The 24,283-nt window shown below is 68.0% G+C and carries 23 protein-coding genes; 3 read left to right on the top strand and 20 right to left on the bottom strand.

Annotation, left to right across the window (positions count from 1 at the left end):
* Positions 1-18 precede the first annotated feature (18 nt).
* Genes urtE through urtA form a run of 5 tightly spaced genes read right to left on the bottom strand, consistent with a single transcriptional unit; the run spans position 19 to position 5,584 of the window.
* Positions 19-717 (bottom strand): urea ABC transporter ATP-binding subunit UrtE, encoded by a 699-nt coding sequence (gene urtE / locus IB259_RS12590; protein WP_192329165.1) that lies wholly within the window; start codon positions 715-717, stop codon positions 19-21.
* A gap of 1 nt (position 718) precedes the next feature.
* Positions 719-1,558, bottom strand: a complete 840-nt coding sequence (urtD, locus tag IB259_RS12585) for an urea ABC transporter ATP-binding protein UrtD (protein ID WP_054451622.1) — start codon at positions 1,556-1,558, stop codon at positions 719-721.
* The gene (urtC, locus tag IB259_RS12580) at positions 1,555-2,682 is read right to left on the bottom strand and encodes an urea ABC transporter permease subunit UrtC (protein WP_175164444.1); all 1,128 of its coding nucleotides are present in this window, start codon (positions 2,680-2,682) and stop codon (positions 1,555-1,557) included. The genes urtD and urtC overlap by 4 nt, the downstream gene beginning before the upstream one ends.
* Positions 2,679-4,310: an urea ABC transporter permease subunit UrtB gene (gene urtB, locus IB259_RS12575; RefSeq protein ID WP_054451620.1), complete on the bottom strand. Its 1,632-nt coding sequence runs from the start codon at positions 4,308-4,310 to the stop codon at positions 2,679-2,681. Before urtB ends, urtC begins: the two co-directional genes overlap by 4 nt.
* 20 nt (positions 4,311-4,330) lie before the next feature.
* Positions 4,331-5,584 carry an urea ABC transporter substrate-binding protein gene (urtA, locus tag IB259_RS12570; protein WP_192329163.1) on the bottom strand — a complete coding sequence of 418 codons (1,254 nt, stop codon included), beginning with the start codon at positions 5,582-5,584 and terminating at the stop codon, positions 4,331-4,333.
* A gap of 368 nt (positions 5,585-5,952) precedes the next feature.
* Between urtA and atzF the strand changes: the two genes are divergently transcribed.
* From atzF to IB259_RS12555, 3 genes are read left to right on the top strand one after another with little or no spacing between them, the layout of a single operon-like run.
* Positions 5,953-7,773, top strand: a complete 1,821-nt coding sequence (gene atzF, locus IB259_RS12565) for an allophanate hydrolase (protein WP_192329162.1) — start codon at positions 5,953-5,955, stop codon at positions 7,771-7,773.
* Between the two features lie 42 nt (positions 7,774-7,815).
* Positions 7,816-11,448, top strand: coding sequence for an urea carboxylase (gene uca / locus IB259_RS12560; RefSeq protein ID WP_192329160.1), 3,633 nt, complete (start codon positions 7,816-7,818; stop codon positions 11,446-11,448).
* A gap of 2 nt (positions 11,449-11,450) precedes the next feature.
* A complete protein-coding gene (locus tag IB259_RS12555) occupies positions 11,451-12,200 on the top strand; it encodes a GntR family transcriptional regulator (RefSeq protein WP_119449228.1) in 750 nt (249 codons plus the stop codon).
* Here the strand turns inward: IB259_RS12555 and IB259_RS12550 are convergent.
* From IB259_RS12550 to IB259_RS12480, 15 genes are all read right to left on the bottom strand, one after another.
* Positions 12,197-13,012 carry an anti-sigma factor gene (locus IB259_RS12550; RefSeq protein WP_175212484.1) on the bottom strand — a complete coding sequence of 272 codons (816 nt, stop codon included), beginning with the start codon at positions 13,010-13,012 and terminating at the stop codon, positions 12,197-12,199. The two genes, IB259_RS12555 and IB259_RS12550, sit on opposite strands and share 4 nt — an antisense overlap.
* A gap of 1 nt (position 13,013) precedes the next feature.
* The gene (locus IB259_RS12545; protein WP_054451614.1) at positions 13,014-13,526 is read right to left on the bottom strand and encodes an RNA polymerase sigma factor; all 513 of its coding nucleotides are present in this window, start codon (positions 13,524-13,526) and stop codon (positions 13,014-13,016) included.
* A gap of 30 nt (positions 13,527-13,556) precedes the next feature.
* On the bottom strand, positions 13,557-13,925 hold the full coding sequence (locus IB259_RS12540) for a hypothetical protein (RefSeq protein ID WP_054451613.1): 369 nt from the start codon (positions 13,923-13,925) through the stop codon (positions 13,557-13,559).
* Between the two features lie 100 nt (positions 13,926-14,025).
* The gene (locus IB259_RS12535; RefSeq protein ID WP_054451612.1) at positions 14,026-14,490 is read right to left on the bottom strand and encodes a GNAT family N-acetyltransferase; all 465 of its coding nucleotides are present in this window, start codon (positions 14,488-14,490) and stop codon (positions 14,026-14,028) included.
* A gap of 124 nt (positions 14,491-14,614) precedes the next feature.
* Positions 14,615-15,658, bottom strand: a complete 1,044-nt coding sequence (locus tag IB259_RS12530) for a phosphotransferase (protein ID WP_192329158.1) — start codon at positions 15,656-15,658, stop codon at positions 14,615-14,617.
* Positions 15,655-16,878: an acyl-CoA dehydrogenase family protein gene (locus IB259_RS12525; protein ID WP_192329157.1), complete on the bottom strand. Its 1,224-nt coding sequence runs from the start codon at positions 16,876-16,878 to the stop codon at positions 15,655-15,657. Before IB259_RS12525 ends, IB259_RS12530 begins: the two co-directional genes overlap by 4 nt.
* A 14-nt stretch (positions 16,879-16,892) precedes the next feature.
* Positions 16,893-17,654: an SDR family NAD(P)-dependent oxidoreductase gene (locus IB259_RS12520; protein WP_054452248.1), complete on the bottom strand. Its 762-nt coding sequence runs from the start codon at positions 17,652-17,654 to the stop codon at positions 16,893-16,895.
* Between the two features lie 34 nt (positions 17,655-17,688).
* Positions 17,689-18,081 carry a RidA family protein gene (locus IB259_RS12515; protein WP_119449231.1) on the bottom strand — a complete coding sequence of 131 codons (393 nt, stop codon included), beginning with the start codon at positions 18,079-18,081 and terminating at the stop codon, positions 17,689-17,691.
* Between the two features lie 19 nt (positions 18,082-18,100).
* Entirely contained in the window at positions 18,101-18,973 is an 873-nt protein-coding gene (locus tag IB259_RS12510) for an alpha/beta hydrolase (protein ID WP_054451609.1), read from the bottom strand.
* Positions 18,974-18,991: 18 nt separating this feature from the next.
* Positions 18,992-19,705: an ABC transporter ATP-binding protein gene (locus tag IB259_RS12505; protein ID WP_054451608.1), complete on the bottom strand. Its 714-nt coding sequence runs from the start codon at positions 19,703-19,705 to the stop codon at positions 18,992-18,994.
* Positions 19,698-20,477 (bottom strand): ABC transporter ATP-binding protein, encoded by a 780-nt coding sequence (locus IB259_RS12500; RefSeq protein WP_192329155.1) that lies wholly within the window; start codon positions 20,475-20,477, stop codon positions 19,698-19,700. Before IB259_RS12500 ends, IB259_RS12505 begins: the two co-directional genes overlap by 8 nt.
* Positions 20,470-21,486 carry a branched-chain amino acid ABC transporter permease gene (locus IB259_RS12495; protein ID WP_054451606.1) on the bottom strand — a complete coding sequence of 339 codons (1,017 nt, stop codon included), beginning with the start codon at positions 21,484-21,486 and terminating at the stop codon, positions 20,470-20,472. Before IB259_RS12495 ends, IB259_RS12500 begins: the two co-directional genes overlap by 8 nt.
* An 11-nt stretch (positions 21,487-21,497) precedes the next feature.
* The gene (locus IB259_RS12490) at positions 21,498-22,376 is read right to left on the bottom strand and encodes a branched-chain amino acid ABC transporter permease (protein ID WP_225588902.1); all 879 of its coding nucleotides are present in this window, start codon (positions 22,374-22,376) and stop codon (positions 21,498-21,500) included.
* Positions 22,377-22,401: 25 nt separating this feature from the next.
* A complete protein-coding gene (locus tag IB259_RS12485; protein WP_192329153.1) occupies positions 22,402-23,307 on the bottom strand; it encodes a hypothetical protein in 906 nt (301 codons plus the stop codon).
* A gap of 17 nt (positions 23,308-23,324) precedes the next feature.
* Entirely contained in the window at positions 23,325-24,254 is a 930-nt protein-coding gene (locus IB259_RS12480; protein WP_119449233.1) for a ferritin-like domain-containing protein, read from the bottom strand.
* Positions 24,255-24,283: the final 29 nt, after the last annotated feature.

Raw genomic sequence — 24,283 nt, 5'->3', positions numbered from 1 at the left:
CGAGGTCCGGCGCGGACCCTAAACCGACAGATGCCGCCGCACATCCTCGCCGTCGATGGCGTCGCGGTCGCCGCGCGCCACCACGACGCCGCGCGACAGCACCACGAACTGATCCGCCAGTTCGCGAGCGAAGTCGAAGTACTGTTCGCACAGCAGGATGGCGATGTCGCCGCGCTGGCGCAGCATGTGGATGACTCGGGCGATGTCCTTGATGATGGACGGCTGTATGCCTTCGGTGGGCTCGTCCAGGATGATGAGCTTGGGCTCGGCCACCAGAGCGCGGGCGATGGCCAGCTGTTGCTGCTGTCCGCCGGACAGGTCGCCGCCGCGGCGCGACAGCATGGTCCGCAGCACGGGGAACAGCTCGTACACCTCTTCCTTGATGCGGCGCGCGCGCGCCGCCGGCTTGGTCGCCATGCCCATCAGGATGTTCTCTTCCACCGTCAAGCGGGCGAAGATGTCACGGCCCTGGGGTACATAGGCCATGCCGCACGCCGCGCGCTGGTGCGGCGCCAGGCGCGTGACGTCCGCGCCGTCGAAGGCGATGTCGCCGCGCGCCACCGGCAGCACGCCCATCACGCATTTGAGCAATGTGGTCTTGCCCACGCCGTTGCGTCCCAAGAGCGCCAGGCATTCGCCCTGGCGCACGGACAGCGACACGCCGCGCAGCGTATGGCTGCCGCCGTAGTATTGGTCGATCGTGTTTACGTCCAGCATCTCAGCGCCCCAGATAGACTTCGATGACCCGCGGATCGGCCTGCACCTTGCTCATCGGCCCTTCGGCCAGCACCGAGCCTTCGTGCAGCACCGTGACCTTGCCGTCGCCCGCGATCTGATTGACGAAATCCATGTCGTGCTCCACCACCATCAGCGAATGGCGTCCGCGCAATTCGTTGAGCAGCTCGCCGGTGCGTTCGGTCTCGGCATCGGTCATGCCCGCCACCGGCTCGTCCAGCAGCAGCAATTGCGGCTCCTGCATCAGCAGCATGCCGATCTCCAGCCACTGCTTCTGGCCGTGCGACAGCAGCCCCGCGGGCAACGCCGCTTCGGGCCGCAACCGGATCAGGTCCAGCGTCTCGCCGATCTTGTCGGCCTGTTCGCCGCTCAATCGCGCGAACAGCGTGGGCCGCACGCGCTTGTCGGTCTTCATCGCCAGCTCCAGGTTTTCGAACACGCTGTGCTGCTCGAACACCGTGGGCCGCTGGAACTTGCGGCCGATGCCGGCATGCGCGATCTGCGCTTCGTTCAGCGTGGTGAGGTCTATGCTCTGGCCGAAGTAGGCCGTGCCCGAAGTGGGCCGGGTCTTGCCGGTGATGACGTCCATCATGGTGGTCTTGCCAGCGCCGTTGGGGCCGATGATGCAGCGCAGTTCGCCCACGCCTATGTCCAGCGTCAGGTCGTTCAAGGCCTTGAAGCCGTCGAAGCTGACCGTGATGCCTTCCAGGTAAAGGATGGCGCCGTGGCTGGTGTCCAGGCCCTTGGGGCTGACGCGGCCGTAGCCGGCATCGCCGCTGGGGCCGCCGTCGAGCGCGGCGGATTCGATGTGCGTGCTGCTCATGCCTTGTTCCCCTGGATGCGGGCGCAGATGCGGCGCGCCAGGCCGACGATGCCGGTGGGCAGGAACAGCGTCACCAGCACGAAGATCAAGCCCAGCGCGTACAGCCAGAATTCCGGCAGCACGCTGGTGAACCAGGTCTTCAGGCCGTTGACGGCGCCCGCGCCGATGATGGGGCCGACCAGCGTGCCGCGTCCGCCGGTGGCGACCCAGATCACCATTTCAATCGAGGTCTCTGTGGACATCTCGCTGGGGTTGATGATGCCGACCTGCGGCACGTAGAGCGCGCCAGCGATGCCGCAGAGCACCGCGGACAGGGTCCAGACGAAGAGCTTGAAGCCCAGCGGGTCGTAGCCGATGAAGCGCAGGCGGCTCTCGGCATCGCGCACGGCGGTGAGCACGCGGCCCAGTTTGCTCTGCGTGACCGCGCGCGCAAGGACCAGCGCGCCTGCCAGCGCGGCCAGCGTGATCCAGTACAGCGCGGCGCGCGTGCCGGGCGCGGTGATGTCGAAACCCAGGATGCGCTTGAAGTCGGTGAAACCGTTGTTGCCGCCGAAGCCCGTGTCGTTGCGGAAAAAGAGCAGCATCGCGGCGAAGGTCAGCGCCTGCGTGATGATGGAAAAGTACACGCCCTTGATGCGCGAGCGGAAGGCGAAGTAGCCGAACACGAAGGCCAGCACGCCCGGCACCAGCACGACCAGCAGCATGGCGTACCAGAAGTGCTCGGTAAAGGACCAGTACCAGGGGTAGCTCTTCCAGTCCAGGAACACCATGAAGTCGGGCAGGTCGCTCTGGTAGACGCCGTCGCGGCCGATGGCGCGCATCAGGTACATGCCGTGCGCATAGCCGCCCAGCGCGAAGAACAGGCCATGGCCCAAGGACAGGATGCCGGCATAGCCCCACACCAGGTCCAGCGCCAGCGCCGCCATGGCGTAGCACATGAACTTGCCCAGCAGCGCCACGGCATAGGCCGACACATGCAGCGCATGGCCGGGAGGGAAAGCGAGATTCAGCAAGGGCAGCAGCGCCAGGAGCGCCACTGCCGCTGCCAGGGCGGCCCACACCCGCCCCGAGTACAGCGGGCGGCGGGTCAGCAGATTCAGGTCAGTCAGCGCGTTCTGTTTCATTCGACGCTCCGGCCGCGAGGGGCGAACAGGCCTTGCGGCCGCTTTTGGACGAACAGCACGATGAGCGCCAGGATGGTGATCTTGGCCATGACGGCTCCGGCATAGGGCTCCAGGAATTTGTTGACGCCGCCCAGGCCCAGCGCGGCGATGACGGTGCCGGCGAGCTGGCCCACGCCGCCCAGCACCACCACCATGAACGAATCGACGATGTAGCCGCGGCCCAGGTCCGGCCCCACGTTGCCCAGCTGCGACAGCGCCACCCCAGCCAGCCCGGCGATGCCGGAGCCCAGGCCGAAGGCCAGCATGTCGACGCGGCCGGTGGGCACGCCCACGCAGTCGGCCATGCGGCGGTTCTGCGTGATGGCGCGCACGAACAGGCCCAGGCGGGTATGGTTCAGCAGCGCCCAGACCAGGAACACCACGAAGAAGGCGAAGCCGATGATGACCAGGCGGTTGTAGCTCAGCACCAGTCCGCCCAGTACCGTGACGCCGCCGGACATCCAGCCGGGATTGCTCACCTCCACGTTCTGCGCGCCGAACAGCGTGCGCACGCCCTGCATCAGGATCAGGCTGATGCCCCAGGTGGCCAGCAGCGTTTCCAGCGGCCGGCCATAGAGCCAGCGTATGACGGTGCGTTCCAGCGCCATGCCGACCAGCGCCGTCACGGCGAAGGCCAGCGGCAACGCGGCCAGCACATACCAGTCCAGCCAGCCCGGCAGCCAGGCGCGGAACGCCGTCTGCACTACGTAGGTCACATAGGCGCCTATCATCAGCAGTTCGCCATGCGCCATGTTGATGACGCCCATCAGCCCGAAGGTGATGGCCAGGCCCAGCGCCGCCAGCAGCAGCACGCTGCCCAGGCTGATGCCGTAGAACAGGTTGCCGGCCCATTCGATGGTGGCCAGGTGGCGGTCGATCTGCTTGAGCGCGTGGCCCGCGGCCTCACGCACGCCGGCGTCGGGTTCCGCATAGGCGCCGTCGCGCTCCTCGGCCAGCGCGGCCAGGGTGGGACGGAATGCGGCGTTGCGGGTGGCGCCCAGCACCTCGACCGCATGGCGCCGCTTGACGGGATCGCCGCTTTTCAATTCCAGGTTGGCCTGCGCGATCAGCAGCGCGTCGCGCACGGCTTCGTTCTTTTCGGACGCCAATGCCTTTTCCAGCATGGGCAGGCGCGCCGGGTCTCCGGTCTGCTGCAGACGGCGCGCCGCAGCCAGGCGCTCGGCGGGCTGCTCGGAATACAGGCGCGAACCCGCCAGCGCCGCCTCGATGGCGCGCCGCAGGCGGTTATTGATGCCGATGGCGCCTGCGCCTGGGGGCAGCTCGGCGGCGGCGCCCGTCGCCGCATCGATGGCGCGCGCACCGCCGTTGCCGATCAGCACGCGGCCGTCATCGGCGGCGTAGAGCCGGTCCTCGCCCAGCGCCTGCAGCACCGCTGCCGCCTCGGGTTCGGGCAGCTGGCCCAGCGCGGCAATCGCCTGGAGCCTGGCGTCCGTGTCGTCGCCGGCCAGCGGCGCAAGCAAGGCCGGGTCCACGCCGCTTGCCGCCGCCGGGGCGGCCGCGAGCGGCAGGGACACCAGCCATGCCAGCAGGAAACGACGCAAGTAGAGTGCGATTGCCGCGATGCGCATGGCTGCTTGTTCCCGGTGCGTTAGAGACCTTGCTTGCCTTCGTTGCCCGGGATGTACGGGCTCCAGGGCTGGGCGCGGATCGGACCCTTGCTCTTCCACACCACGCTGAACTGGCCATCCGCCTTGATTTCGCCGATGTAGACCGGCTTGTGCAGGTGGTGGTTGGTCTTGTCCATCTCGATGGTGTAGCCGTCGGGCGCGTTGAATTTCTGGCCGCCCATGGCTGCGATCACCTTGTCCACGTCAGTAGTCTTGGCCTGCTCCACCGCCTGCTTCCACATGTGGATGCCGATGTAGGTGGCTTCCATCGGGTCGTTGGTCACCACCGTATTCGCGTTGGGCAGGTTCTTGGCCTTGGCATAGGCCTTCCATTTCTGGATGAAGGCGTCGTTCACCGGGTTCTTGACCGACTGGAAGTAGTTCCACGCGGCCAGGTGGCCCACCAGCGGCTTGGTATCCACGCCGCGCAATTCCTCTTCGCCCACCGAGAACGCCACCACCGGCACGTCGGTGGCCTTCAGGCCGGCATTGCCCAGCTCCTTGTAGAAGGGCACGTTGGAGTCGCCATTGATGGTGGAGATGACGGCTGTCTTGCCGCCCGTGGCGAACTTCTTGATGTTGGCGACGATGGTCTGGTAGTCGGAATGGCCGAAAGGCGTGTAGACCTCGTCGATGTCGCTGTCCTTGACGCCCTTGGAATGCAGGAAGGCGCGCAGGATCTTGTTGGTGGTGCGCGGGTAGACGTAGTCGGTGCCCAGCAGCACGAAGCGCTTGGCGCCGCCGCCGTCTTCGCTCATCAGGTATTCGACGGCGGGTATGGCCTGCTGGTTGGGCGCTGCGCCGGTGTAGAACACGTTCTTCTCGAGCTCCTCGCCCTCGTATTGCACGGGGTAGAAGAGCAGGCCGTTGAGTTCCTTGAACACCGGCAGCACGGACTTGCGCGACACCGAGGTCCAGCAGCCGAAGACAACCGCCACCTTGTCCTGGGACAGCAGCTGGCGCGACTTCTCGGCAAACAGCGGCCAGTTCGACGCCGGGTCCACCACCACGGCTTCGAGCTTCTTGCCCATCACGCCGCCATTGGCGTTGATCTCGTCGATGGTCATCAGGGCCACGTCCTTGAGCGACGTTTCCGAGATCGCCATCGTGCCCGACAGCGAATGCAGGATGCCGACCTTGATGGTCTCCTCGGCGGCGAGTACCTGCGGCATCCATCCGGACATGGCCAACAGGCTCACGGCGGTCAGTTGCTTAAGGGCTAGTCTGCGTTTCATGGTGACTCCTGATTGGAATGTGCCGGCCGTGCCGGCGAGAACGATCTGAAAACACACGACAACGAGGACCTAAAAGCAAAAGGCATGCCAACCGCGCGGGCACGCGCAGTCCGCTATATGAAAGGGGGTAGACGAAGGGCGCGCCACGGATGGCGGCGCGCCAGGCGGCACGGGCCGATCTGGTGCCGCGTGCACAACATGGGTGCGCGCGCCGCCCGCTGGCGGTGCGCGCATGTGGCGCCGCGGCGATGGCTTCGTGCCGCAGGCGGCCCCTTGCCGCAGGGAATCGGGGCAGGCGCGGGGCGGCGTCCGACATGGCACGCCGATTGCTTGGGAATCCGTACTTGTATACAAGAAAGGATTCCAGCATGAACGCCGTAGCAACGCACAAAGGCCCCGTCGCCTGCACGATCGCGCAGTGGCAGGCCGCCTATCGCAATGAGGGCGCCACGCCCGAGACCTTGTTGGCCGCCTGGGCCGAACGCGGCAACGCGCCAGACAATGCCTGGATCAAGCGCGTGGACGGCGCCATGCTGGCGCGGCAGCTCGACGCTCTGCAAGGGCTGCTGGAAGCGGCCAACGGCGACCTGACGCGGCTGCCGCTTTATGGCGTGCCGTTCGCCATCAAGGACAATATCGACGCCGCCGGCTGGCCCACCACGGCGGCCTGCCCGGAATTCGCATATACGCCCGAGGAAGATGCGACCGTGGTCGCCCGCCTGCGCGCGGCCGGCGCCATCCTGGTGGGCAAGACCAACCTGGACCAGTTCGCCACCGGACTGGTGGGCACGCGTTCGCCGCTGGGCGCGGTGCCCAATACGTTCAATCCGGACTACGTCAGCGGCGGCTCCAGTTCGGGTTCGGCTTCCGTGGTGGCGCGCGGCCTGGCCGCTTTCTCGTTGGGCACCGACACGGCGGGCTCGGGCCGCGTGCCGGCGGGGTTCAACAACATCGTGGGCCTCAAGCCCACCAAGGGGCGGCTCAGCGCGGCAGGCGTGGTGCCGGCATGCCGCACGCAGGACTGCGTGTCGGTGTTCGCGCTGACGGTGGACGACGCCGAACTGGTAGCCGACATTGCAGCGGGTTGGGACGCGCGCGACCCCTATTCGCGCGCTCAGCCTGTAGGGAGCGCAAATCCTTGGCCGGCGCAACCCAGGCTGGCGATTCCCGCGCAGCTGGAATTTTTCGGCGATGCGCAGGCCGCGGCGGCGTTCGATCAGGCCGTGAGCGACCTGAAGGCCAGCGGCGCAACGGTCGAACCCATCGACTTCACGCCATTCAGCGAGCTGGCGGCGCTGCTGTACCAAGGGCCCTGGGTGGCCGAGCGCTTTGCCGCCGTGGAAGCGTTGTGGAAGCAGAACCCCGAGGCCATCCATCCGGTGGTGCGCGGCATCGTCGAACAAGCCGCCAACTACAGCGCGCTGGACGCGTTCAAAGCCGAGTACCGGCGCGCCGAGCTGACGCGCGGCATCCATCAGACGTTGGCGGGCTTTGATGCGCTGGTGGTGCCGACTACGCCCACGATCTACACCATCGCCCAGCTCGAAGCCGATCCGGTGACGCTGAACTCGAGATTGGGGATCTACACCAACTTCACGAACCTGGCCGACCTGTCGGCGCTGGCGCTGCCGGCGGGCATGCGCGGCGACGGCCTGCCCGCGGGCATCACGCTGATCGGCATGGCTTGGCAGGACCATGCGCTGGCGCAGTTCGGACGCCAGTGGCAGGCGCGTCTGGCGCTGCCGCTGGGCGCCACCGGTGCGCCGCTGCCCGCAGCCGAGCATGCGGTCCTCCCCGCGCGTGACACGGTGCGCGTGTCGGTCGTGGGGGCGCACCTGCGCGGCATGCCGCTGAACCACCAACTGACCTCGCGCCGCGCCGTGTTCGTCGAAGCGGCGCGCACGGCCGGCGATTACCGCCTGTACGCCCTGGCCAACACCACGCCGCCCAAGCCCGGACTGGTGAAGTCCGCGAGCGGCGCGCCCATCGAGGTCGAACTCTGGGACGTACCGCTGGCCGCCTTCGGCGCCTTCGTGGCCGAGATCCCCGCGCCGCTGGGCATCGGCACGCTGGAGCTGGCGGACGGCCGCCAGGTCAAGGGATTCATCTGCGAGCCGCGCGGCCTGGAGGGCGCGCGCGACATCACGGAGTTCGGCGGCTGGCGCGCCTACCTGGCCAGCCTGGCCTGATCTCCGCTTTCGATAACCCGCAAGACACCAGGGAGTCGCACCGTGTTCGATACCGTTCTGATTGCCAACCGCGGCGAGATCGCCGTCCGCGCCATCCGCACCCTCAAGCGGCTGGGCATCCGCAGCGTGGCCGTTTACTCCGACCCGGACCGCAATGCCGCGCACGTGCGCGCGGCCGACGTGGCCGTAGCTCTGGGCGGCGAAAAGGCCGCCGACAGCTACCTGCGCATGGACCTGCTGCTGGCCGCCGCGCGCGAGCATGGCGCGCAAGCCATCTATCCCGGCTACGGCTTCCTGTCCGAAAGCGCCGAGTTCGCGCAAGCCTGCGAAGACGCGGGCATTGCGTTCGTCGGCCCTACGCCCTTGCAGATCCGCGAGTTCGGCCTGAAGCACCGTTCCCGCGAACTGGCGGCCGAGGCCGGCGTGCCGATGACGCCGGGAACGGGCCTGCTGGACAGTCTGGGCGCCGCGCTGTCGCAGGCCGAGCGCATCGGCTATCCGGTGATGCTAAAGAGCACGGCGGGAGGCGGCGGCATCGGCCTTTCGCGCTGCGACAACGAGGCCGAGCTGACTGCGGCCTTCGATAGCGTACAGCGCATGGGCGAGCACTTCTTCAGCGACGGCGGCGCCTTCATCGAGCGCTACGTCGACAATGCGCGCCATGTCGAGGTGCAGATCTTCGGCGACGGCGCCGGCCGTGTGCTGGCCCTGGGCGAGCGCGATTGCTCGGTGCAGCGCCGCAACCAGAAGGTCATCGAAGAGACGCCCGCGCCGCTTTTGCCCGCCGCCACGCGCCAGGCGCTGCACGCTGCCGCCGTGCGGCTGGGCGAGTCGGTCAACTACCGTTCCGCCGGCACCGTTGAATTCATCTACGACCCGGCGCGCGACAGCTTCTATTTCCTGGAGGTCAATACCCGCTTGCAGGTAGAGCATCCCGTGACGGAAGCCGTCACCGGGCTGGACCTGGTGGAATGCATGCTGCGCGTGGCCGCGGGCGAAGCGCTGGATTACGCCGCCATGTCGCGCGCGCCGCAAGGCGCATCCATCGAGGTGCGCCTGTATGCCGAGGATCCGCTGCGCCAGTTCCAGCCGTCGCCTGGCGTGTTGACCGACGTGTTCTTTCCGGAAGGCCTGCGGGTGGACGGCTGGGTCGCGACCGGCACCGAGGTGCCGGCGTTCTACGACCCCATGCTGGCCAAGCTGATCGTGCATGCCGGCACGCGCGAGGCCGCGCTGGACAAGCTGGCGCACGCGCTGGCCCGCACGCGCCTGCACGGCATCGCCACCAACCTGGACTATCTGCGGCAGATCGTGGACGACGCGCGTTTTCGCGCAGGCGAGCTGTCCACGCGCTTCCTTGAAACCTTTGCCTACCGGCCCGCGGCGATCGAGGTGCTGGCGGCAGGCACCTACACCAGCGTGCAGGACTACCCTGGGCGGGTGGGCTACTGGGACATCGGCGTGCCGCCCTCGGGCCCGATGGACGACTATGCCTTCCGCATGGCCAACCGCATCGTCGGCAACGCGTCCGACGCAGCGGGCATCGAGGCCACGCTGGTCGGCCCGACCTTGCGCTTTCACGGCGATGCCGTCGTGGCGCTGACGGGAGCGGCCTGCGCCGCCACCCTGGATGGCGAGCCCGTGCCCATGTGGACGCCGGTGGCCGTGCGTTCCGGCCAGGTGCTGACGACCGGCCGCGTGCTGTCGGGCTGCCGCAGCTATCTGGCGGTGCGCGGCGGCCTGGACGTGCCGGTCTACCTGGGCAGCCGCTCCACCTTCGTGTTGGGCCAGTTTGGAGGGCATGCCGGCCGCACCTTGCGCGTGGGCGACATGCTGCCGCGGATCCGTCCTGAGCGGGACTGCGGTGCCACCGCACCTGTGTCCGAACCGCAGGCCGCGCCCGCCGGCTTGATTCCGGCCTATGGCAACACCTGGCAAATCGGCGTGCTCTACGGCCCGCACGGCGCGCCGGATTTCTTCCGGCCCGAAGCCATTGAGGCCTTCTTCGCCGCGGACTGGGAAGTGCACTACAACTCCAACCGGCTGGGCGTGCGCCTGATCGGCCCCAAGCCAACTTGGGCGCGCGAGGACGGCGGCGAGGCGGGCCTGCATCCGTCCAATATCCACGATTGCGAATACGCCATCGGCAGTATCAACTTCACCGGCGACAGCCCCGTGATCCTGACGCGCGACGGCCCCAGCCTGGGCGGCTTCGTCTGCCCCGTCACCATCGCCCGCGCCGAACTGTGGAAGGTCGGGCAGGTCAAACCGGGCGACCGGATCCGCTTCGTGCGCATCGACTATCAGCAGGCGGTGGCGCTGGAGGCGGCGCAGGACCGTTGCGTGGCCGAACTGGCGGCGCCCGCGCAGACAGAGCGGGCTGTGGCGCCGGCCACCGTGGCGGAACCCATCATCGCGGCGCTGCCGGCCGAGGGCGCACGCCCTTCGGTTTCCTACCGCCAGGCGGGCGATGGCTACCTGCTGTTGGAGTACGGCGACAACGTGCTGGACCTCGCGCTGCGCATGCGCATCCATCTGCTGATGGAGGCGCTCAACGCCGAGCCCATCGCCGGCGTGCTGGAGCTGTCGCCGGGCGTGCGCTCGCTGCAGATCCGCTACGACAGCCGCGTCATCCTGCAGGGCGCGCTGATAGAACGCCTGTTGCGGATCGAGGCGGGCCTGGCCGACGTGGCCACGCTCAAGGTGCCTACCCGCGTGGTCTACCTGCCCATGGCGTTCGAGGACTCGGCCACGCTGGGCGCGGTGCAGCGCTATCAGGAAACCGTGCGCGCCAGCGCGCCGTGGCTGCCCAACAACGTGGACTTCATCCAGCGCATCAATGGCCTGGCCAGCCGCAGGCAGGTCCGCGACATCGTGTTCGACGCCAGCTATCTGATCATGGGCCTGGGCGACGTTTACCTGGGCGCGCCCTGCGCGGTGCCGATAGATCCGCGCCACCGCCTGCTGACCTCCAAGTACAACCCGGCTCGCACCTACACCGCCGAAGGAACGGTAGGCATAGGCGGGGTCTACATGTGTATCTACGGCATGGATTCGCCCGGCGGCTATCAGCTGGTCGGACGCACCTTGCCCATCTGGAACAAGTTTCTGAAGAACCCTGTGTTCCAGGACGGCAAGCCTTGGTTGCTGCGCTTTTTCGATCAGGTGCGCTTCTATCCGGTGACGGAAGCTGAACTCGATGTGCTGCGCGAAGACTTCCGCGAAGGCCGGGCCACGGTCCGCATCGAGGAAGAGGTGTTCGATTTCGCGGCGCACCAGCGCTTCCTGGAGGAAGAAGCCGACAGCATCGCCGCGTTCCAGACACGCCAGAAGAGCGCCTTCGACGCCGAGGTGGCCTTGTGGAAAACAGAAGATGCCGCGGTGGAGCAAGCGGCGGCCGGACCCGAGCCCGAAGCCGAAGCGGCCTTGCGCGAAGGCGAAAGCCTGGTCAGCGCCGACATGTGCGGCAACGTCTGGAAGATCCCGGTGCAGGTGGGTCAGAGCGTATCGGCGGGGGACACGCTGGTGGTGGTCGAGGCCATGAAGATGGAGCTGTCCGTCATCGCGCCGGCGTCGGGGACCGTGGTCGCGATCCGCTGCGTGCCGGGCAAACCGGTGAACGCGGGCGACCCGCTCATCGTTCTGGTCGAAGACGCGACCTGCCCCGTAGCCTGACCATGCGCCTGGAATCCGCGCTGGCCGCTCCCGCCATCCGCCAGACGCCGGCCTTGGCCGGTTCGCTGGCCGACCAGGTCTATCAGCGGCTGAAAGACGACCTGTTCGACTTCCGCGTGCTGCCGGGCGAGCGCTTCACCGAGGCCGAGGTGGCGGCGCGGCTGGGCGTCAGCCGCACGCCGGTGCGGCTGGGACTGGCGCGGCTGGAGCGCGAAGGCTACGTACTGCCCCGTCCGCGCAGCGGCTGGCAGGTGCGGCCTTTCGACTTCGAACGCTTCGAGGCGCTGTACGACGTGCGCGTGGTGCTGGAGCAGGCCGCGGTGGAACGGCTGTGCGCGCGCGAGCACATGGACGAGGCAGGCATGCTGGGCGCGCTGAAGGACGTGTGGCTGGCGCCGCCGCGCCAGCGCATTCTGGACGGGCGGCTGGTGGCGCAACTGGACGAGGCTTTTCATTGTTCGCTGGTGGCCGCTGCCGGCAATCCCGAAATGGCGCAGATCCATCGCGACGTGACCGAGAAGATACGCATCGTGCGGCGGCTGGACTTCACCAAGGATTTCCGCGTGGACGCCACTTATGATGAGCACGCCGCCATCCTGCGCGCGGTGCTGGCGCGGCGGGCCGACGAGGCCACGCGCATGCTGCGTTCGCATATCGGCATGAGCCGCGCCGAGGTGCGCAAGATTACGCTGCACATGCTGCACCAGGCGCGCGAGCACGCGGGCGGCCGGGGCCTGGCGCTCCCCGACTAGCCCTGCAGCTGCTGGTAGACCTCCTGCGACACGCGCAGCAGCTCGTCGCGGCTGACTGCGCCGGACAGCGCATAGCCGAACTGTCCTTCGACCCAGTAGAACACCCGCACCGGACCTTCCTGGGTGAACTGGAATGCCGTCTGCCCGCCCGCGGCTTCGCGGGTGACGTACAGCGTCAGGCGCTGGCCGTCGGCCGCCCCGTACATGAACAGCGCGACCGGTCCCGCGCCGCCGGGCAGCAGGCGGCCTCCCACCAGTTCATAGCCGGCCTGCGACAGGGACGGCGGGCGCATGGTCGCGCCCATGCGCTTGGTCAGCCAGGTCACCAGGCCTTTTTCGTTATCGGCGCCGACCTCCACGGGCCGTCCCATGTCGGGCGCGTAGACCGCGTGGGCGATGGCGGCGCGCTGGGCATAGCCGCCCGCAATGCGTTCGGGCGCGGCGGTCGCCAGTGCGGCCTGCAGCTGGCGGGCGTCCATGGCGCCGCGCGTGATCCAGGCGGCGCTGGCGCTGATGGCGGCGATCGCCACGCCGGCGGCCAGGGCCCGCCAGGGCCAGGGGTTCGAGGGCCGCGCCAGGGGCAGGCGCAGCGGCAGCGGCTCGTCCAGCACCGGGTCCAGCATGGCGTGCAGCAGGCGCCGTTGGTCGCGCCATTCGTCGACGCGGGCCTGGTCTTGCGGATGGGAGGCCAGGAATGCTTCGACCTCGGCGCGGCGCGTGGGCGGCAACTGGCCGTCCGCATAGGCATGCAGGTCGGCTTCGGTAATCGGGGTGCCCGCGCCGGGCACCGCATGGAGGCGTTTCTCGTTCATGTCATTTCACGCGATGGAGCTTGCTGACGGTGTCGCGCGCCTGCATCAGCGCGCCCAGTTTTTCGCGGGCGCGCGACAGGCGCGACATGACCGTGCCCATCGGCACGTCCAGTATCCGGGCGGTGTCCTGATAGGACAGGTCTTCCACGCATATCAGCAACAGCACTTCCCGCTGTTCGGCGGGCAGGGCTTGCAGGCAGCGGTCCAGGTCGCGCACCTCCAGGTGGTCTGTCTGCGTGGCGCGCACCGGGGCGTCGGGCAGTTCGCCCGGGGCGGTCTGTTCGGCCCGCCGGTTGCTGGCGCGCACGCCGTCGATGAAATGGTTATGCATGATGCCGAACATCCAGGCGCGCAGCTCGCCGCGCCGCTGCCAGCGCGAATAGCGGCTCCATGCGCGCTCCAGCGTGTCCTGGACCAGGTCGTCGGCCCGGTGGGGGTCGCCCGTCAGCCCGCGGGCATAGCGCCGCAGGCTGGGGATGCAGGCCAGGATCAGGGCTTCGTCTTCGGCGCGCATGGGTTGCTGCGTGTGATGGCGGACACCGTATCAGGGCTTGGCAACGTGCCAGACTTCCTTGAAGTTGTCGCCGGTCTTGTCGCCCGCCTTGGCGTCCTTGGCATAGGTGTACAGCGGCTTGCCCTTGCTGGCCCATTGCTTGCTGCCGTCGTCGCGGGTGATGACGGTCAGGTCGCCCATGGGCTTGGCGTCGGCGCTGGCCATGACGGGCGGCCAGATCTTGGCGCACTGGTCGTTGCAGGCGCTCTTGCCGCCGGCATCCTTGTCGAAGGTGTAAAGCGTCATGCCGGCGCTGTTGACCAGCATGCCGTCCTGGGTCTTGACGGCCTGGGCCTGGGCGCCGGCCGAAAACAGGGCGGCGGCGGAGATGGCCAGGGCTGCGGCGATGTGTTTGCGCATGGTGTGCCTCGTACGTAGATAGGGAAAGTGGGAGACTGCCCCCTACAGACGCTGCCGGTCCCGGCTTTATTCCAGCCGGGCTGAAAGAAGTTGCAAAGGGTCAGCCGGCCGGCCGGACCGCGCCGGGTTCGTGACGCATTTCATATTCCAGGTCGGTTTCCTCCACGGGGATGAAGCCCAGCGCTTCATAGAGGCGCCGGGCAGGGTTGCCCTTGAGCACGCTCAGGGTGACGGGGACGCCCTCGGCGTCGGCCTCGTCCAGCACGCCCTCCAGCAGGCGGCGGCCCAGCCCGCGGCCCTGGAAGGCGGGATCGATCTGGATCTGCACGATGCGCCAGCCTGCCGGGTCCCGGCCGTGCTTGAACAGGCCGGCGGGCCGGCCGTCCAGCCAGACGATGCGGGCGTCCTCGAAACGGTAACGGATGCGGGCCAGATGGTGGTCGTCATCCAGGGGCGCGCCCGCGCGCTGCAGGTGTTCCTGCATGGTGGTCTTGCGCAGGGTGAGCAGGAAGGGCAGGTCGTCTTCGGTGGCGGGTTGCAGCGCCAGGGAGCAGGTCTGGGTCATGGATGCGGGGGAAGTGGGGGCGGCCGGCTGACGCGCCGGCGCGATTATCAGGTTATAGAGCGGTTGCGCCGCGGACGCCAGTCCGCCGCCTGGCGCTTTCAGCCCGCTCCTTGACGCCGTTGCGTCAACCCGCGCTGCCGTTGCGCGCGCACTCCCATCCCAGCTCTGCCAGCGGTTCCACCTTGGCGCCCATGGACCGGGCGTCGTCGGCTGTGGCATTGCCGCCCGAGGCGCGCGCGGCAACCCCTTGCAGGATGGCGGCCATGCGGAAGAAGCTGTAGGCGAGATAAAAGCCCCAATCGGACACCCCCGCAAGCCCGCGCGCCCGGCAATACGCGGCCACGACTTCGTCCTCGCTGGGGATGCCCAGCGCGGCGAGGTCGGAGCCGGCCACGCCGCGCCACAGCTGCGGCGATACGCGCCAGCACATGCTGTAGTAGGCCAGGTCCGCCAGCGGGTGCCCCAGCGTCGAAAGCTCCCAGTCCAGCAGGGCCAGCGCGCGGGGTTCGGTGGGATGGAAGATCAGGTTGTCCAGCCTGAAATCGCCATGCACCAGGCGCGTTTCGTCGCTGGCGGGAATGTTGCGCGGCAGCCAGTCGATCAGCGCTTCCATGGCGGGCAGGTCGGCCGCCGGCCGGCTTTCGCGGTATTGCCGCGTCCAGCGTGATATCTGGCGCGCGTAGTAGTTGCCTGGACGGCCATAGCTTTCCAGGCCCAGGGCCGCGTAGTCCAGTTGATGCAGGGCCGCGAGCACGCGGCTGGTTTCCGCGTAGATGGCGGCGCGCTCGGCGGGCGCGAGGCCCGGCAGGGCGGGGTCGACGAAGCTGCGTCCCTGCACGTAGTCCATCAGATAAAAGGGCGTGCCGAGCAGGCTGTCATCGGCGCAATAGTCCAGCATGCGCGGCACGGGCACGTCGCTGCGCTGCAGCGCCCGCATCACCTGGAATTCCCGGTCGATGGCGTGCGCCGAGGGCAGCAGCTTGCCCGCGGGCTGCTTGCGCAGCACGTACTGGCCTTTGTCCGTGGTCACGACGTAGGTCGGATTCGATTGGCCGCCGGCCAGGCGGCGCAGCGCCACTTCCTCCGCCCGTCCCGCATACCCTGCGCGCACCAGGTAGGCGGCCAGCGCGTCCTGGCCGTCGATGGCGTCCGCCGCCGCGCCCGTCACGATTGCGCCCCGGCCGAGTCCTGCGCCTGCCAACGCCAGAAGTCGTCGCCTTCGTCCATCAGGTACCGAGCCAGCACCATCTTGTGCACTTCCGAGGCGCCGTCGACCAGCCGGGCCTGACGCGCGTAGCGGTAGATCCAGGCCAGCGCCGTATCGCGTGAATAGCCGCGCGCGCCGGTCAGCTGGATGGCGGTGTCGACCGCCTTGTGCAGCGTTTCGGAGACGACGATCTTCGCCATCGAGACTTCCTTGCGCGCGTAGCTGCCCTGGTCCAGGGCGACCGCGGCGCGCATCGTCAGCAGGCGGCCGATTTCGATCGCCATGGCGCATTCGCCCAGCATCCATTGCACGCCTTCGCGTTCGGCCAGCGCGGTGCCGAAGCTCTGCCGGGTCGCCACGTACTCGCGCGCGATCGCCAGCGAGCGGCGGGCCAGCCCCAGCCAGCGCATGCAATGCGTCAGCCGCGCGGGCCCCAGGCGGATCTGCGTGACCTTCAGACCGTCGCCCACGCCGAGCAGGCGGTTTTCGTCAGGAATCTCCAGTCCGTCGAATACCAGTTCGCAATGGCCGCCGTGTTCCTCCGGGCCCATGATGGGAATGCGCCGCTCGATGCGCCAGCCGGGCTGGTCCGCGTCGAACAGAAAGGCCGTCAGGCCCTTGCGCGGATCGTCCGAGGTCTTGGCCATCAGGATGAAGTGCTGCGCCACGCCGGCGCCGGTGATGAACCATTTCTTGCCATGCACCCGCCACTTGCCGTCCTGCAGCGTGGCGGTGGTGCGCATCATGGAAGGGTCGGAGCCGCTGCCGGGATGCGGTTCGGTCATGGCGAACGAGGAGCGCACCTTGCCGTCCACGATGGGTTGCAGCCAGCGCGCCTTCTGCGCCTCGGTGGCGACCTTTTCCAGCACCATCATGTTGCCGTCGTCGGGCGCCGCGCTGTTGAACACCACGGGTCCGAAGATCGACACGTTCATTTCCTCGTAGCAGGCCGCCATGCCGACGCGCGACAGGCCCTGGCCGCCGCGTTCGCGCGGCATCTGCAGGGCCCACAGACCGGCTTCGCGCGCGCGGCGGCGCAGCGGCTGCAGGACTTCCTCGCGGATGTTCTCGTGTTCGTCGTAGGAGGACGGATCCGCCTCCACCGGCAGGATGTGCGTCTCGACAAAGTCCTTGATGCGCAGGCGATAGCTTTCGATTTCTGGCGTGAGGCTGAAGTCCATATTGCGTCCCGGAGTCAAAGCGTGGAAATGAGGTGTCCGCCGTCCACCACCAGGACCGATCCGGTCATGAAGGAAGAGGCGTCGGAAGCCAGCAGCAGCAGGGGAGCCGACAGCTCCCGCGCCTGCCCGAGCCGGCGCTGCGGCACGCGCCGGATCAGCGCCTGCCCCGCGTCGCTGGCGAAGAATTCGCGGTTCAGGTCGGTTTCTATGTAGCCTGGCGCCAGCGCATTGACGCGGATGCCGTGGCGCGCCCATTCCAGCGCCAGGGCCTGCGTCAGCTGGATCAGCGCGGCCTTGGAGGCGGCGTAGGCGGGAACCTGCTGGGCCACCCGCAGCCCCAGGATGGAAGCGATGTTGATGATGCTGCCGCCGCCGTGCGCCTGCATGTGGCGTCCGGCTGCCTGCGCCACCCGCCAGGTGCCGTTGAGGTTGACGTCGATCACGTCCATCCAGTCGGCTTCGCTGTGTTCCAGCGCAGGGCGCGCGGTGGTAATGCCGGCGTTGTTGACCAGGATGTCGATGGCGCCGCCCAGGCGCTCGGATGCGGCATCGAACAGACCCGCGACGCTGTCGGGCTGGGTCACGTCCAGCGCGATGGCGCAGGCCTGCCGGTCGGCGGCGGCCAGTTCCGCGGCCAGCTGCTCGCCGGCCTGCAGCCTGCGCCCGGCCAGCGCCACATGCGCGCCCGCGGCGGACAGGGTGCGCGCGAATTCCGCGCCCAGTCCGCCAAAGGCGCCGGTCACCAGGGCCCGCTTGTTGCGTAGGTCCTCGAACATGCTCATCCTCCTTCCGGCGATGCCGCCGCGCGGGTCATGCAGGCTTGTACGCCGACGCTTCCACTTCGATCAGCCACTCGGGCCGCGCCAGGGCGCGCACCACGACCAGCGTCGCGGCGGGACGGGCCTCGCCCAGATAGGCCAGCCTGACGGGGCCGAGCAGCGGCAACTGGCTTTCATCCGTGATGTAGGTCACGACCTTGACCAGATCGCCCGCATTCATCCCCGCAGCCTCCAGCATGGCCTGGATGTTGCGCCAGGCGGCATGGGCCTGGGCTTCGAAGCCTTGGGCGAGCGCGCCCTCCGACGATACTCCCACCTGGCCGGCAATGTGCAGCCAGCGTCCGGGGCCTTCGGTCAGCACGCCCTGGCTGTAGGGGCCCAGCGGAGCGCAGACGCCCGCGGGATTGAGTGGTTGGCCTGCCATAGGGACTCCTCGTGAAAGATCAGGCCCGGCCCGCGCCGGGCAGCAGCAGATCGAGCGTCTTGTTGAACAGCGGATAGCTTCCGCCCGCGAAATCGGTCAGCAGATCGAAATGGTTGCGCTGCGGCACCACCAGGTTCTCCACCTCGTGGCCATGGCTGGCGCAATGCTGCGAGAAATCCCGGCTCTGGCCGCGAAAGCCCTCGGTTTCCAGCGCGCCGGCGGCGAACACCATGGGCACTTCGTACAACGCGACGCGTTGGTACAGCCCCAGGCTGCGGGCTTCGGCCGCGCTCATGTGGAGATCGCGGTTGATGGAAGTGCGCAGCAGCGGCTCCAGATCGAACAGTCCGCTCAAGCCCACGTAGCCGCGTATCCTGCCCGCCAGGGCGGGCACCAGGTCCCGGCACAGCGCGCGGGCGGCCATGTGCCCGCCTGCGGAATGGCCGGACAGCACGATGCGGCTGGCGTCGTAGCCGTGGCGCTCTCCCTGCGCGGTCAGCCAGGAGACGGCCGTACAGGCTTCGTCGACGATCTCGGAGACGCTCGCGTGCGGCGCCAGCGTGTAGTTGGGCAGCGCCACCGCGACGCCGCGCGCCAGGTACTCGTCGGCGATGAACGAAAAGCCGTGCTTGTCCAGGGCGCGCCAATAGCCGCCATGGATGAAGACCAGCAACGGCGGCGCTGGCACGTGGTCGGGAACGAACAGGTCCAGCACGCTCGAGGGCCGCTCGCCGAAGCGCAGGTCCAGGCGCGCCTCGCGCCGGCTGCGCGTGTCGGCGCTGCGGCGCGCATAGGTAAAGTAGATTTCCTCGCGTTCGGGGTGCCGGGCGCGCAGGTTGTACTGCGCTTCCTGCTCCGGATCGATCGCCTGCTCCTGGGAAGAACACGTCATCGCTTCACCTGTCTCCTGTCAGGCGCCCAGATAGGCGGCCTGTACCCGTGTATCGTCGCGCAGCGCCTGGGCGCTGCCCGAATACGCCACCCGGCCTTCCTGCAGCACGTAGCCGTAGTCCGCGGCGCTCAAGGTCAGCCTGGCGTTCTGTTCGGCGATGAACAGCGTCAGTCCTTCCTGCTTGAGCCGCCGCAGCGACAGGAAGATGTCCTTCACGACCAGGGGCGCCAGGCCCATGGACGGTTCGTCCAGCATCAGCAGGCGCGGGCTGCTCATCAGGGCCCGGCCGATCGCGACCATCTGCTGTTCGCCGCCGGACAGCGTTCCCGCAGCCTGGCGGGCGCGCTCGGACAGCCGCGGGAACAGGTCCAGGACGAAGTCGAGGTTGCGGCGGAACTCGGATTGGCGGCGTTGCTTGAGCAGTTTGTAGCCGCCCATTTCCAGGTTTTCGCTGACCGACAGCGGTGCGAAAACGCGCCGGCCTTCGGGCACCAGCACGATGCCGCGGTCGACGATGCGGTCGGCGGGTAGCGCCTCTATCGCTTCGCCCTCGAAGCGCACGCTGCCGCGCAGGGGGCGCAGCAGGCCGCTCAGGCTGCGCATGACCGTGGTCTTGCCGGCGCCGTTGGCGCCTAGCAGGCAGCCTATCTGCCCGGCGGGAATCTCCAGGCTGGTTTCCCGCAGGACGTCGCCGGCCCCATAAGAGGCGCACAGATTGGTGATTTCAAGCATCGGGCATGTCCTCCCCGAGATAGGCCTTCAGGACCAGGGGATCGACGCGCACCGCGTCGGCCTGGCCTTCGGCGATCTTGCGGCCGTAGTTCAGGACCAGGATGTCGTCGCACAGCTGCATGACGAAGCTCATGTTGTGCTCGACCAGCAGCACGGTTACCCCGCTGGCGTTCACTTCGCGTATGACCTGGGCCACCTGCGCCACTTCGGCATGCGGCACGCCCGCGACGGGTTCGTCCAGCAGCAGCAAGGTGGGATCGGCGGCCAGGGCGCGGGCGATTTCCAGGATCTTGGCCTGGCCGAAGCTCAGGTCCGCAGCCAGCACATCAGCCTGGCGGGCCAGATGCAGCTGCTCCAGCCGTTGCATCGCGATGTCGCGCATCTGCCGCTCGTCGCGGCGCTGGCGGGGCGTGCGCAGCATGCAGGCCCACAGGCCGGAGCCGAAGCGCGCATGGCAGCCCACCATGACGTTCTCCAGCACCGTCAGGTTCTTGAAGATCTGCAGGTTCTGGAAGGTCCGGGCGATGCCCAGCCTGACGCGCTGGTGCGGCGGCAGGCCCCGCACCGAGCGGCCGCGAAAGCAAACGTCGCCGTTGCCGGGCTGCAGCAGCCCCGCGACGATGTTGAACAAGGTGCTCTTGCCCGCGCCATTGGGACCGATGAGCCCCTTGATCTGCCCTTGCTTCAGATCGAAGGACAGGTCGGCAAGCGCGGCCAGTCCGCCAAAATTGATGCCCAGGTCCCGCACCGACAGGAAATCGTGATCAGCCATGGCGCACCTTTCCCTTCGTTGCCGCCACCGGGGATGCGGGCAGGCTTGCGGAACGCCGGCACAGCCGCTGCGCCAGTCCCGCCAGCCCGCCCGGGAAGAACATCAGGACCAGGATCATGCCCAGCCCGAACAGCAGCAGCTCCACGTCGTGGAAGGCGCGCAGCAGTTCGGGCGCGGCGGTGTAGACCAGCGCGCCGAACAAGGGCCCCCAGTACTTGCCCCAGCCTCCGACCGCGACCATGACCAGCAGCAGCACCGATGCGGAGAAGCTGAAGGTTTCCGGCGATGCGAACTGGTTGAAGTGGACATAGAACGTACCCGCCAGGGCCGCCACCGCGGCGCAAAGCACGAACACCGCCACCTTGAGCGCATAGGTGTTGATGCCCAGGCTGGCCGCGCCGACCTCGCTGCCGGCCACGCTGATCATGGCGCGGCCGATGCGCGAGCGGGTCAGGTTGAGGAAGCCCCACATCAGCAGGAGGCCCGCGGCCCAGGCCAGGTAGAAGAAGCGCCGGTCGGTATCGAAGGCATAGCCCGCGATGGTGATGGGCTCGACTCCCGACAGGCCGTTGGGGCCGCCGGTGTAGTCCACCAGTTCGACGAACAGCACCGACAGGATGGCGTTGAATCCCAGCGTTGCCATCGCCAGGTAGTGACCGCGCAGCCGCAGCACGGGCAGGGCGATCAATAGCGCCGCCGTGCTTGCGACCGCCAGCGCGGCCGGGATGGAGGCGAGTGCGGGGAGGCCGTACTTGGCCGACAAGGCGCCGCTGACATAGGCGCCCAGGCCGAAGAAGCCGGCCTGGCACATGGATATCTGCCCGCAGTAGCCCATCAGCAGGTTGAGACTGGCGATCAGCATCAGGTTGATGCTGAACGTCACCGCCAGGCCTACGGCATAGCTGTTCGGCGCCACCAGCGGAAACAGGAGGAACAGGCCCCACAGCGCCAGCAGGATGCGCAGGTCGTGGCGCGCGCCGTCCCCGGGCGGATGGATTTCGGATTTCATCGTCACCCCCTTCAGACCTTGTTGATTTCGGCTTTGCCCAGCAAGCCCTGGGGACGGTAGAACAGCACCAGCAACAGCACGATGAAGGACAGCGCGTCCTTGTATTGCGAGGAAATCAAGCCGCCTCCCAGCGCCTCGATCACGCCCAGCAGCACGCCGCCAAGCAAGGCGCCCTGCAAACTGCCCAGCCCGCCCAGCATGGCCGCGCTGAAGCCCTTGAAGCCGAGCATGGTGCCGTGGTCATAGGAGGTGAAGGTCAGCGGCGCGATGATCACGCCCGCGATGCCGCCGGCCAGAGCCGCGAGCACGAAGGCCACCGTCACCGAGCGCCGCACGTTGATGCCGACCAACGCGGCGGCGTCTCGGTCGATGGCGGTCGCGCGCAGGGTCTTGCCCAGCAGGGTGCGCTCGAAGAAGAAATGCGTGCCCAGCATGAAGAGCAGCGCCACCCCCATCACCCAGAAGCTCTGCGGCGGAATCTGCGCGCCCGCCAGCGGCACCGGCGTGTCGCCCGAGAATGCGGGATAGCCCATCGGCGTTTTGCCCAGCCCCAGCATCACCAGGCTTTTGGTACAGATGGCCAGGCCGATGCTGAGCAGCGTCACCAGCAGGGGCGCGGGCTTTTTCAGCGGATGGATCACCAGGCGTTCGGACAGGCCGCCCGCCAAGGCCACCAGGGCCACCGCCGCCAGACAGGACAGCCAGAGCGGCAGTTCGGCGACCGCATAACAGGCGGCCGCCACCATGCCGCCCATCATGACCCATTCGCCCTGGGCGAAGTTGATGGCGTCGGTGCTCTTGAATATGACGTTGAATCCCACCGCCACGATGGCGTAGATGCTGCCGGTGGTGATGCCGGCGACCAGCAGTTGGATGATTTGCGCGGACATGTCCATGGCGAAGCCCCGGCGCCGCTCAGTTGGGACGGCGCGAGGTGAGCGCGATGCCGGGCAGTTCGACGCCGAACTCGGCCAGGCGCCGCGTCACCGTCTCCAGGTACGACCACACGACCTCATACTCCCGGTCTGCGGACGCAGCGCCCAGGCCCGCTTCGGCCGTCAGCGCGTTGGCACGGCTTTCGGCGCCGTCGGGCTCTGCCAGCCAGGGGCAGTGGTAGCCGCGCAGTTCGACCTCGTTCAGATAGCCCGACACGGCCTGCGCCACGGCGGCGCGGTCGGCGTCGGACCAGGCCGCGGCGCGTTCGGCCACATAGAGCCAGCCGAAGGTGGCGTGACGCTCCTTGGCCTGCACGCACTGTTCCAGGATGCGGCGGGCAACGGGTTCCCGGGCGTTCTCCAGGTAGGCCCGGAACAGTTCCAGCTCCAGGCCGTCTTCCACCGCGGCGTGCGTGGTGAAGAAGGCGTCGGCATGGCAGGCGGCATCCAGTACCTGGCGGTGCCGGCATTGGTTGAAGATGGCTTCCTGCTGCGGGCTGGGCGGGCGGTTCAGGTAGCCGCCCAGCAAGGTGGCGTAGCGGTGGAAGCACTCGATCTGCCAGGCTTCCTCGGTGTTGCGCACGGTGAGAAAGTACTTGGGGTCGGACTCGCGGCCGCTCTCCAGGCACAGGCGCACCAGCAGCGCCGGCGTTTCGCTCAAGCCGGCGTATTCCACCCAGGCGCGGCGGCTCCAGGTCAGGCGCGCCGCATCGCGGACTTGCGCGTCGAGGGCGCCTGGATCCAGGCTGGCCCAGGGAATATCGGTCTCCGGCGCCCAGCGCTGCTGCTTGCCGGTTTCGTAAAGTTCGCGGATCGAGGTGATGGACTGCTTGAGCGTCAGCGGGAAGCGGCGCTCAACGGGAATTCTGGTCGTGGCTGCGTTCATGTCGGGTTTCCTCGCGTTCAGAATTCGCCGATCTTCGGGTGGTGCAGCAGGGGCAGATGCACCCCCCAAGGCTCCATCTGGCGGCGCACGCGCTGCACGGTTTCAACGAACAGGGGCTTCTCCAGTTCTTCGACCGTGGAACCCAGGCCGGCTTCCCAGGTGAGCCGGTCCACTTCCATTTCGGCGCGAGAAGCCGGATTGTCGGGCGCCAGCCATGCGCTGTGATAGCCGTTGAGCTCGACCTTTTCCATCATGTTGATCACGGCGTTTTCCACTACCTTGATTTCGGCGGCGGACATCTGCGGAATGCGGTGGTCGAGAAAGCGCCAGCCGAACGCGCAGTGCCGCACCTCGTCGCGCATGATGCGGGCGCAGATCTGCTTGGCGACGGGATCGCGGGTGATTTCGACCAGGTGGCGGAAGACGTCGAATGCGATTTCCTCGGCGGCGCAGACCAGCGCCGCGAGAATGGCCTCGACCGACACCTCGGGATCCAGCGCCATCTTGCGCACGCCATGGGTGGCGACGGAGCCCTGGTAGGCGGCCTGGGCCGGCTGCTCCATGTAGCCGCCCAGCGCCTCGGCCATGCGGTAGCAGGCTTCGGCGTGGCGGCTTTCCTCTTGTGAGCGGATGGTGAAGAACAGCCGCAGGTCGGGTTCGCACTTGTCGTGGCAGAAGCGGATCTGCAGGGCGGGGCTTTCCGAGATGGCGCCGTATTCGCTCCAGGCCCGGCGGCTCCAGTACTGGCGGGCCGCGTAGCGCTGCTCGGGCGTGTACTGCGAGGCGTCGAACAGATGCCAGTCGATGTCGGTGCGCGGGTCCCACTGCTTGACCGTTGCCAGGTGGTAGAGGTCGCGGATCTTGGGGATCCGGGTGTCCAGGTCCAGCGGAAAGATGCTTTCCGGATCGTCCAGGATCGTACGCGGCTCGGCGCTTGCTACGTTCATGACTGCACTCCCTGGTTTGCAGCGCCCGC

The sequence above is a fragment of the Achromobacter sp. ACM04 genome (assembly GCF_014851465.1).
Taxonomy (GTDB): Bacteria; Pseudomonadota; Gammaproteobacteria; order Burkholderiales; family Burkholderiaceae_B; genus Achromobacter; species Achromobacter aegrifaciens.
This window is presented reverse-complemented; position numbering and strand designations above follow the sequence as displayed.